Here is a 12138-nt window from a genome sequence, read left to right on the forward strand (position 1 = left end):
TAGAACGAAAGAATATAGACATTACAGACGGGACGGAAGTATAACAGACAGCAGGCAAACAAAACAAACTTAGTATTAAATAGTGCGCATTAAATTACCCTATAATACGCACCACTTAGCTTGAAGTGAGTTAAATTAAGTCTGTCTGCCGGCTTAAAACGGATAAAATCCCCTATAGTCCGACTTAAGCTAGAATGTTATTTCTATCTGTTGGTTGTTGCGCTGTGTAAAAATTAATTGCAACAATCTTGTTTCGGGATGAAATAACATTTGCTTTGGCTTCATTTCTTCCCCATTTAACAATACACGAGTGGGCAAATGGGTTATGTTGTGCACGGTTAATGTCAATTGTCGAGCTTTTGTTTGTGCCTGATATTGTGCTGAGCCAAATTCAGGTTTTAGGCTTATCGAAAGTTTGCGCTTATCCGATTGTGCAGAAAAGTTTAATTTTTCATAATTTCCCTGCTGTAAAGCTAAGCGGTTTTGGCCATCGTCTTCGTATAAATATCCACTCGCCGTTTTTACGCTTATATCGTGGTAATAATGCAGGGTTAACTGATCAGAGCTATAGTTAGCAGCGTTATTTACCACTTCAACCATAGGGACAAAAGAACCGGCTTTAACCAACAGAGGGATACTTTCTATATCAACCGGTATCGGCTGAGTTTTACCACCCAGTATTTTTCGCTCACTCCAATAATCAAACCAAACACCTGCTGGCACGGGCACGTTTTTATATCGAATGTCGGGCTCTGTTATAGGCGATACCAAAAATGCATCCCCCCACAGATAGGTATCTTTGACATCTAAATATTGCTCTGCGTTCTGCTCAGCAAAAAACAGAGGTCGCATCAAAGGCATACCTGTTGTGCTATTTTCGTGCATCAAGGTATAGTTGTAAGGCATCAATTGATAACGCAAATGCACAAAACGGCGTGCAATATCTTGTACTTTTTTAGAATGAAAGACTGGCTCGGGCGCTACATTTTCCTGCGCATGAGGCCGGTAAATAGGTTGAAAAACGCCATATTGTAGCCAACGCAGATATAACTCTGGGTCCCAATTATCGCCGGCAAAACCACCCAAATCTGAGTGGGTGTACGCTAAGCCCATAATACTCATTTGCAAACTTAATTCGACTTGTGGTTTTAAACCGCCCCATGAACGACTGACATCGCCCGTCCAAGGGATCATGCCATAGCGCTGTGAACCGGCAAAACCAGAACGCATTAAAATAAATGGCCTTTTGTTTGGGAAATCATTGATTTGATTTTGATACAACATTTTTGCCCATTGATGACCATAAGCATTATGCACTTCATCACCGGAGCCTCGAGCGTGGCGAATATCAGCCGGATGTACTTCCGGCTCACCAAGATCGCCCCACCAACCTGCGACGCCCTGCTTCATCAAATCTTTATATATTTGCCAAAACCAATGTTCGGCGTTTTTATCAAAAACGTCAATCAAGCCCGTGTTACCAAAATAAAAATCAAAGGTGTATGGCTGGTTTTGCTGGTTGGTCGCCAAGACATTGTTATCTACGGCTTCTTGCCATCGTTTAGAGGTTGTTAAAATAAAAGGCTCTGTAATTAGTACAGTATTGATACCTTGCTGTTTAAAGTTATTAATCATTTCTACTGGTTTTGGGAAAGCTGTCAAATCCCATTGCAAGTTCCCCATGTGGCCCTGTACATCTTTGCCAAACCAATACAAATCAAAAATAATCGCATCAAGTGGGAAATCCAATTTAGAAAAGAGGGAAACCGTTTTTTCTGCTTCCGCCTGAGTATGATAACCAAAACGAGATGCTAAATAGCCTAATGACCAACGCGGCAGCATAGGCTGAGTGCCGGTAACCGCAACGTAATTTTTCACAATGTCCGGGTATGTACTACCAGCAACGACATAATAAGCTTGCCGTCCACCAACCGCTTCAAATTGCAGCGTGTTTTTATCCGTTTTTCCTAAATCAATCCAACCTTTGGCGGCGTTATCGTATACGAGTATGTATTTTTGGCTAGAAAGTACAGCGGGCAGGCTGTAATTCATTTGTTCAGATTCAGTCGTGTAACCATAATGTGCGCGGTTATAGAGTGGTAATCTATGTCCTCTTCTATCCATCCCTAAAACTCTTTCGCCTGCCCCCAATAATTTCTCATCATCCGTTAATTTAAACGAAAGCAAGAAGTTATTCTCTTGTGCTGAAAACCCGTTTTGCTCTTCAACTAATAAGTTATCCTGATAAAAGTATTGCAGTTGAAAGGGTGATTTTTGAATGCGCACATTAAAATCAGCAGTCTTGTATAACAATTCATTGTCCGTTTCGGTGAGCAAAGCTGGCGATTTTTGCAAATTATCCGGCAAACTAAATGAAGGTTTATCAGCAGAAGGGGCAAGCCAAACAACTTCGACGACACTTGGGTTAATAAAGGACAATTGAAACTGCCCTTCATCTGTCACAACAGTCAAGCCCTGATCATTCACGATATGTTGTAAATATTCTTTGCACTGTGCACTCAAAGTACAAAAGACTAAACTCAGTAGTATTAAAAACCGCACTTTTCACCCCTGCGTAAAACGCCCAATATTAATGTTTACAAGGTTAAGGATAGGTTAAGTTTGAACAGTATGAGTCAAATCAAACGCAATATCTGTATTGATGTTGGCCTAATAGATTAAGAAAAGCTTAACGGAATGAAACGAATAAAAAACAGGAGCGGGTCTATCGCAATAACAACGTGCTAAAAGAGTAAATCAAAAAAGCCTGAGTAAATTGCTCAACTCAGGCTTTTAAATGCGTATTAGCTACAAAAAAGCTACATTACTTTTTCTTTGCTTTTTTATTTGGCAAATCAGTAATTGAACCTTCATAGATTTCAGAAGCTAAACCAACTGACTCATGCAAGGTTGGGTGAGCATGAATGGTTAATGCAATATCTTCTGCATCAGCACCCATTTCAATCGCTAGACAAACTTCGCCTAACAATTCACCCGCATTGCTACCAACCATAGCGCCGCCTAATAAACGATGATCATCTTTATTGAAAATCATTTTGGTGAAACCGTCTGTTGCATTTGATGCAATTGCACGACCAGAAGCTGCCCACGGGAAGACTGCAACTTCATAGTTTAAGCCTTGCTCTTTAGCTTCTTTTTCAGTTAAACCTGCCCATGCCACTTCAGGATCCGTGTATGCAATTGAAGGGATGACTTTTGGTTCAAAGTAATGTTTTTTACCGGCAATGACTTCTGCAGCAACATGTGCTTCGTGTACAGCTTTGTGTGCCAACATAGGTTGTCCAACCAAATCACCGATTGCGAAGATGTGCGGGACATTCGTACGTAATTGATTGTCGACATTAATAAAGCCACGATCAGTTACTTCAACGCCAGCTTTTTCTGCATCAAGCAATCCACCATTAGGTGCACGGCCCACAGCAACTAACACTGCATCATATTTAACAGGCTCAGAAGGTGCTTTCTTGCCTTCAAAACTGACATAGATACCATCTTCTTTCGCTTCAACCGCTGTTACTTTAGTTTCCAACATAATGTCGTTGAACTTTTTGCTGATTGACTTTGTGAAAGTTTTGATAATATCTTTATCGGCTGCTGGAATTAACTGATCCATAAATTCAACTACATCAATTTGTGCACCTAATGCACTGTAGACTGAACCCATTTCTAAACCAATAATACCACCGCCTAAAATTAACATTTTGCCTGGAATAAATGGCATTTCTAATGCGTCAGTTGAATCCCAGATACGCGCATCTTCATGCGGGATAAATGGCAATTTAACAGGACGAGAACCCGCCGCAATAATTGCGTTGTCAAAGTTAACCGTAGTAACAGAGCCATCTTCAGCTTCAACCGCTAAGCTATTTGCGCCAGTAAATTTACCGTAGCCATTTACCACTTTTACTTTACGCATTTTAGCCATGCCGTCTAAACCACCGGTTAATTGACCAATTACTTTATCTTTGTGGGCACGAAGTTTATCAATGTCGATTTCCGGCTTACCAAAGGTAACGCCTTCATGTTCCATATTTTGTGCATCCACTAAATGTTTTGAAACATGTAATAATGCTTTTGATGGAATACAACCCACATTTAAACAAACGCCACCTAAACTGCTATAACGCTCAACTAAGACAACTTCCAAGCCTAGATCGGCGGCACGAAAAGCGGCTGAATAACCGCCAGGGCCTGAACCTAATACCACGACCTGAGTTTTGATTTCATTACTCATATAAAACCCCAGTTTTTACTCTTGCAGAGCAAAGCTTTGGCTTTGCTCAAATTTGTCGATGAGAAGTTCAGCGCAACCTTATAGCACTAAACGACGAATGTCTGATAAATTAGCCGCTAAATCTACCGAGAACTTAGCACCCAATGCACCATCGATTACTCTGTGATCGTAAGATAAACTTAACGGACACATTAATTTTGGAACAAACTCACTACCATTCCACTTAGGTTTCATTTCAGCTTTTGACACACCTAAGATAGCAACTTCTGGCCAGTTAACGATTGGCGTAAATGCTGTACCACCAATACCACCTAAGCTAGAAATTGTGAAACAGCCACCCTGCATATCTGCAGACTTTAATTTGCCATCACGTGCTTTTTTGCTGATTTCAATCAACTCACGTGATAATTCTTCAATACCTTTTTTATCAACGTCTTTAATCACAGGTACAACCAAACCATTTGGTGTATCTACTGCGATACCAATGTTGATAAACTTCTTCAAGATCAGGTTTTCACCGTCTGACGATAGTGATGAATTAAAAGTTGGGAACTTAGCCAATGACTTCGCAGCTGCTTTCATCACAAACACAAGTGGGGTAATTTTCAATCCACTTTGAATTTTCGCATGATATGCATTCTGCTCTTTACGGAAAGCTTCTACATCTGTGATATCCGCTTCATCAAATTGCGTAACATGAGGAATAGTTACCCAGTTTCTATGTAAGTTTTTACCCGAAATTTTCTGGATACGGGATAACGGCTGCTCTTCAATTTCACCAAACTTGCTGAAATCAATTTTTGGCGCTGCCAATACTTCAAAACCACCATTATTCGAAGCGGCTGAAGCAGAAGATTTAGGTTTAGCCAGTTCTGCTTTCACCCAATTCTGTACATCTTCTTTTAAGATTCGGCCTTTGCGACCTGTGGCCGGAACCAAGGTTAAATCGACGCCGAATTCTCTTGCAATGCGGCGTACTGAAGGTGAAGCATGTACATTTTTACTTGGTTTAGCTGGCGCTACTGCTGCTGTCGGCTCTGGTTTTGCTGGCGCTTGAGCGGCTGGCGCAGGGCTCGCTGCGGCAGGAGCTGGTGCTGGAGCTGCATTTGCTTGAGCACTACCTTGAGTTTCGAGCAAAACAATTAAGCTGCCCTCCGAAACTTTATCACCGACTGCAACTTTAAGCGCTTTTACCGTACCTGAAAATGGTGCGGGTACATCCATAGTTGCTTTGTCAGTTTCTAACGTGATAAGACCATCTTCAGCGTTCACTTCGTCACCAACAGCCACTAGAAGCTCAATCACGTCAACGTCTGTATCACCGCCAATATCCGGTACTTTTACTTCTTTAACTTCTTTTGCACCTGACGCGGCAGGTGCTGCAGACGTTTCTGCAGGAACTGGCGTTTGAGCTGCGGGAGCTTGTGCAGGCGATGCATCGGCACCACCGGCCGTTTCTAAAATCAGTACTAAAGTGCCTTCTGACGCTTTATCACCGACTGAAATTTTTAATTCTTTCACTTTACCCGCAACTGGACATGGTACATCCATAGTTGCTTTATCGGTTTCTAAAGTGATTAAACCTTCTTCAGCTTCAACTGTGTCACCTTCAGCGACTAATACTTCAATAACTTCAACGTCAGTATCACCACCAATATCCGGTACTTTTACTTCAATAGTTGAGCTGCTCTCAGTTGCCGGAGCAGGTGTAGCAGCTTGTTCTGCCGCAGGTGCGGCAGACTCAGTTGATTCAGCAGTTTTTTGCTCTGCCGGTGCATCTGCACTGGCATCTTCCAAAGTGACAATCAGCGTACCTTCTGCAACCTTATCACCTACTGCAATTTTAATTTCTTTAACAGTTCCAGCAAACGGTGCTGGAATATCCATTGAAGCTTTATCACTTTCCACTGTAATCAGTGAGTCTTCTGCTTCAACACTGTCACCTGGTGCAACACAAAGTTCAATTACTTCAACTTCTTCACCGCCCACATCAGGGACTAAAACATCTTTAATTGCCATTGTTACTATCCCCTAATTAAGCGTAAAGTGGGTTAAGTTTTTCTGGATCAATATTGAATTTTGCAATCGCTTCAGAAACGACTTTCTTTTCAATCTCGCCACGTTTTGCCAACTCATACAAAGAAGCAACCACGATATAATGTTCGTTCACTTCAAAGTGAATTCTTAAGTTTTCACGGCTATCAGAGCGGCCAAAACCATCTGTCCCTAATACACGATATTCAGTTGGTACAAAACCACGGATTTGATCTGCATACTGCTTCATATAATCCGTTACAGCAATTGTTGGGCCTTTGCTATCTTTAAGCACTTGAGTTACATAAGGCACTTTTTCTTCTGCTTCAGGATGCAGCATGTTGAAGCGCTCACAATCTAAACCATCACGCGCTAACTCATTAAACGATGTTGCAGAATAAACATCCGCACTGATATTGTAATCTTCCGCTAGAATTTTAGCTGCAGATCTGGCGCGCTCTAAAATAACACCGGATGATAATAGGTTGACAGACGCTTTCGCTTTTTTCGCATCAACTGTCTCTAACTTGTAGATACCTTTTTTGATGCCTTCTTCCACACCTTCTGGCATCGGTAACTGAACATAGTTTTCGTTCATTACTGTCAAGTAGTAGAAAACATTTTCGTTATTATCGTACATACGCTTAATGCCGTCTTGTACAATAACTGCAATCTCATAACCATAGGTTGGATCGTACGTAATACAGTTTGGTACAGTACCAAAATGTAAATGCGAATGACCATCTTCGTGTTGCAGACCTTCACCATTAAGTGTTGTACGACCCGCAGTACCACCAATTAAGAAACCTCGAGCCTGTAAATCACCAGCGGCCCAAACTAAATCCCCTACCCGTTGGAAACCAAACATCGAGTAGTAGATATAGAAAGGAATCATAGGTAAATCTGAGTGCGAGTATGAAGTCGCAGCAGAAACCCAAGAAGCCATTGAACCTAATTCGTTAATACCTTCCTGTAGTACCTGACCTTTTTTATCTTCACGATAGTAAGCAACTTGATCCGCATCTTGTGGCGTATATTTTTGACCTTCATGCGCATAAATACCGACCTGACGGAATAAACCTTCCATACCAAAGGTACGTGCTTCGTCTGGAATAATAGGTACGATATTCTTGCCGATTTTTTTATCTTTTAATAAAGCGGTCAAAACACGGACAAAAGCCATAGTGGTTGAAATTTCACGACCTTTAGACCCATCTGTAGTCGCTTTAAATGCGTCTAATGCAGGCACTTCTAATTTAACAGATGAATTTTCACGACGCACCGGCATAGTGCCACCTAATGCTTCCCGGCGACTCATCATGTACTTGTATTCAGGACTATTTTCAGGGAATCGATAATAAGGTAAATTTTCTAACTCTTCATCTGATACAGGTACGTTAAAACGATCGCGCATATAACGAATCGCATCTAAATCCATTTTCTTAACACCGTGTGCGATGTTTTTACCTTCAGCCGCTTCACCCATACCATAGCCTTTTACGGTTTTAGCTAAGATAACTGAAGGGCGGCCTTTGGTTGCTTTCGCTTTAGCGTATGCCGCATAAACTTTAACCGGATCGTGACCACCACGGTTTAAGCGCCAGATATCATCATCTGACATATTGGCAACCATTTCTTTTAATTCAGGATATTTACCGAAGAAATGCTCACGTGTAAATGCACCACCTTTCGCTTTAAAGTTTTGGTATTCACCATCAACGGTTTCATCCATTAACTTTTGCATTAAGCCATTTACATCTTTTTGGAATAATGGATCCCAATAGCGCCCCCAAACGACTTTAGTCACATCCCAGCCTGCGCCGCGGAATGTACCTTCTAGTTCTTGGATGATTTTGCCGTTACCACGTACTGGACCATCCAAACGCTGCAAGTTACAGTTTACAACAAACACTAAATTGTCTAACTCTTCGCGTGAAGCAAGGCCGATTGCACCTAAAGATTCTGGCTCATCGATTTCACCGTCACCTAAATAACAATATACAGTTTGCTCAGAACAATCTTTTAACCCACGGTCAGTTAAATATTTTAAGAAGCGAGCCATGTAAATAGCTTGCATTGGACCTAAGCCCATAGAAACCGTAGGGAACTGCCAATAATCAGGCATTAACTTTGGATGAGGATAAGAAGATAGACCATCAGCGAAAGCTTCCTGACGGAAGTTGTCTAATTGCGCTTCAGTAAAACGGCCTTCTACAAAAGAACGAGCATAAATACCCGGAGAAATATGACCTTGGAAATAAACTAAATCACCACCGTCTTTTTCGTTCGGTGCACGGAAAAAGTGGTTAAAGCCCACATCATACAACATCGCAGAAGACTGGAAGCTAGAGATATGGCCCCCTAACTCTAAGTCTTTCTTAGACGCACGAACAACCATCATCATAGCGTTCCAGCGTATCACGGCTCGAATTCGAGCTTCCAATTCAGGATCACCCGGCATGGCAGGCTCCTGACCAGCAGGAATCGTGTTTTTGTACGCTGTAGTGGCATCAAATGGTAAGTGAGCACCATTACGGCGAGATGTTTCGATCATCTGCTCAATTAAATAATGCGCTCTTTCTGGGCCTTCATTTTCAAGTACAGATTCAATCGAATCAATCCAATCATGTGTTTCGATTGGATCTACATCGTGATTAAGGACGTCAGACATATTGTTTTCCTTTATCGTTAGGCCGGCAAAGGGTTAATCTAACCTCTGCTCATCTTAGCCAATCTAGTGTTTTAGTTCTTTTTGCACGCGACGCATAGCGCGCTGCAATCGGTTTTCTTCTTGCCCTAATTGAAGTAACGACTCTTCAATAAATGACAAATGATGATGAGACGCTAACCGTGCTGCTTCTGGATCACGGGCTAGAATCGCCACCATCAATGAATCTCTGTGTTTATCCAAACTTTCTAGTATTTCGGGTTTGGTCGATAAAATCTCTATATTCTGTGCAATATTCTTTTTAATTAAAACAGCCATCCCCTGTACCAAATGCACAATCACTAAATTGTGTGATGCTTCAGCTATGGCGAGGTAAAAGTCATATAGAGATTCAACCTGGTCGGAGATTTTGGATTGACCTTGCTTTTGCGTCAACTCAAAACCTTCTTTTATTTGTTTAAAATCAGCTTCTGTACCTCTTAACGCGGCATAATATGCAGAAATACCTTCTAAAGCATGGCGAAACTCTAATAAATCAAACTGTGTTTCAGGGTTTGACGAAATAAGTTGAAAAAGCGGATCGGCCAACGCGCTTTGTAATTGGTTGTGCACGTACGTGCCCCCACCTTGTCGACGATAAACCAAACCTTTAGCTTCTAGCTTCTGAATGGCTTCTCGTAACGATGGTCTTGAGACATCAAATTGTTTGGCTAACTCACGCTCAGGCGGTAGCTTTTGGCCCGGTAATAAGCTACCTTCCAAAATCATAGTTTCCAATTGTTGTAAGATAGCATCCGCTAATTTTGGTTGACGTATTTTTTGATAACTCATTATTTTTCACAAAGGATAATTGGTAATACCAATTTATGGGCAAATACCATATCAGAAGGGGCCAGCTGTGTAAATCAATGTGTACTATTTTTGTAGTTTATATATACAGGTGTGACCTGTTTGGGAGGCTCTATTTTCTTGCATGTTTCATTACACCATCCCAATCTGCAGGTAGATTTTCTTGGCGCAGCTGATCAATTCGCTTGAGATATAATTGATAAACCTGAATGCTTAGCAACTTTTGCTCAAGCAATTGACTAAACATCTTAGTTGCTTTGTCCCAATCACGTTTAAAATAAGCATCAATACCTTCTTGATGAAGCGTTAAAAATTGTTCATGCAGTGAGCTTAAATCTTGCTGTATCCCAATCGGTTCATAAATGTTAACAGCGTTATCTTTGCCAACAACCTTAACTTTATCGATATGCCGAAAAGCAATGTTTGAGCAGCGCTCCATTGTAGTATCCGAAACTAATATGCTCACACCATAAAATTTAGTCAGGCCCTCTAAGCGGGAACCCAAGTTTACCGAGTCACCTAATACGGTATAAGAGCGACGATATACAGATCCCATATCTCCTACATTCATAGGTCCAGTTGAAATGCCAGTGCCTGTTTTAATTGCGGGCCAACCTTTCGCTTGAAATTCTACGCTTAAACTATCTGTTTCAGCTTGCATAATTAACGCAGTATGAACTGCATTTTCAGCATGCTTATCATCATCTAAAGGCGCATTCCAAAAGGCCATCACCATATCACCTACATATTTATCTATGGTGCCACGGTGATCGAAAATGACTTTGGTGACGACAGAGAAATATCGATTTAAATACTCGCTTAACTCTTCAGGCGTAAACTGCTCAGAAATACTGGTAAAACTTCTTACATCGGTAAATAGCACTGTCATATCTCGCTTTTCACTTTTCAGTTCAAGCTCTTTGCCTGCCTTCATCAGTTTGTCTAAATACGCAGGTGGCACATATTGGCCAAACATGTTCTTTATCTGTTTTCGATTGCTTGCTTCATTAAAATAGCCCGTTGTACTGTAATAAATAGCATGCGTCAGAATCAGTAGAATCAGGATCAAATAAGGTAAGCTCACATTGTACTGACTCCATAAATACCAGTTTAATGCAATATGTGCAGCCAGCATGACCCCCGCAAACATCACGATCACAGTGGGCCCTTGCCGAGGTATTACGATAGCCAGCAATATGCCTGTTAATATAACTAAAATCAAAGAAATGGCTTCAGTTTCACCCGGTTGAAATGGCATATATTCGGGGTGTAATAATGACTCAAATACATTGGCATGTACTTCAACCCCAGGGTATTGGTTGCCCACTGGGGTTGCTCTAAGATCGGCTAGACCAACCGCTGATGTGCCAACAAAGACAACTGTGCCAGCCAACTCTTCCATCCCAACCCGACCTGTCATGACATCGGTCGCTGAATAATAAGGGAAACTCCCTTGCTTGCCTTTGTAGGGTATCAGTATCTGGCCATACTCATCTGTTTCTATCCAAGTATCAGCTATCTTAACTGCCTGAAACATTTCAATACTGCCCTGGCGGTAGACTCGTGTTTCAATTTCGTCTGATAAGGTATATATACGTGCAGTCTCTAATGCCAACGAAGGATACAGCTTGTCTTGATAACGAGCGACCAAAGCCGCTTTTCTGATAAACCCATCTTGTTCGCCAATTGCATTAATAAAGCCTCCACCCGAGGCTGAAGATTGTAAAGATTGAATATTCGCAATAACCGCCTGAAATTGGCGTACATATGCCTTGCTATTTTCTGTGGGTTGCCAAATAAGAGGCGATTCAGGTAGGTGACCAATAGCCAACTGAGCTTCATCATGCATTAAAAAACCTAACACAACCTCGGCATCTTGCAAACTGTTGGCAAGCCGGATATCAGCGTCTACTTGGGTTTTGACTTGCTGTAAATAATGAGCAACTGGTTCATCCATGTCTGGCAACTGCTGACTAAGCTGCGCAATTAGATTTTCTTCAGGCTCAGCAAAAAATATATCAAACGCCGCGACGATGACGCCTGCGGCCATTAATGTATCAACCAATTCAGCTAGTTTAGCGCGCGACCAAGGGAAACGACCTTGCTCACGCATACTTTTTTCATCGATATCAATAATAACAACCCGCTCTGCCACTTTACGTGGAACCGCGGGCAATGTCGCGTTTAAACGAATGTCGTACAATATACCTTCTAATCGATTAAGTGTATTTTGCACCCCACTTAGCTGTGAATAAGGCAAAACAACAAAGATTGCTGTTAACAACATGCCCATCACAAAATCTTGAGAAAATACCCTTTTTAACATTATGTC

Annotated in this window: 6 protein-coding genes; all 6 read right to left on the minus strand. The window is 41.5% G+C overall.

Annotated features, from left to right (window positions below):
• Positions 1-189: 189 nt before the first annotated feature.
• Positions 190-2562, minus strand: a complete 2373-nt coding sequence (locus FNT16_RS01735; RefSeq protein ID WP_143869931.1) for a glycoside hydrolase family 31 protein — start codon at positions 2560-2562, stop codon at positions 190-192.
• A gap of 262 nt (positions 2563-2824) precedes the next feature.
• Positions 2825-4255: a dihydrolipoyl dehydrogenase gene (gene lpdA / locus FNT16_RS01740; RefSeq protein ID WP_143869932.1), complete on the minus strand. Its 1431-nt coding sequence runs from the start codon at positions 4253-4255 to the stop codon at positions 2825-2827.
• 78 nt (positions 4256-4333) lie between these two features.
• Positions 4334-6274 (minus strand): dihydrolipoyllysine-residue acetyltransferase, encoded by a 1941-nt coding sequence (aceF, locus tag FNT16_RS01745; protein ID WP_143869933.1) that lies wholly within the window; start codon positions 6272-6274, stop codon positions 4334-4336.
• A gap of 16 nt (positions 6275-6290) precedes the next feature.
• On the minus strand, positions 6291-8960 hold the full coding sequence (aceE, locus tag FNT16_RS01750; protein ID WP_143869934.1) for a pyruvate dehydrogenase (acetyl-transferring), homodimeric type: 2670 nt from the start codon (positions 8958-8960) through the stop codon (positions 6291-6293).
• Positions 8961-9023: 63 nt separating this feature from the next.
• A complete protein-coding gene (gene pdhR, locus FNT16_RS01755; RefSeq protein ID WP_143869935.1) occupies positions 9024-9788 on the minus strand; it encodes a pyruvate dehydrogenase complex transcriptional repressor PdhR in 765 nt (254 codons plus the stop codon).
• A 130-nt stretch (positions 9789-9918) separates the two neighbouring features.
• Positions 9919-12132: a CHASE2 domain-containing protein gene (locus FNT16_RS01760; RefSeq protein WP_143869936.1), complete on the minus strand. Its 2214-nt coding sequence runs from the start codon at positions 12130-12132 to the stop codon at positions 9919-9921.
• Positions 12133-12138 lie beyond the last annotated feature (6 nt).

Source organism: Catenovulum sediminis, from assembly GCF_007289895.1.
GTDB lineage: Bacteria > Pseudomonadota > Gammaproteobacteria > Enterobacterales > Alteromonadaceae > Catenovulum > Catenovulum sediminis.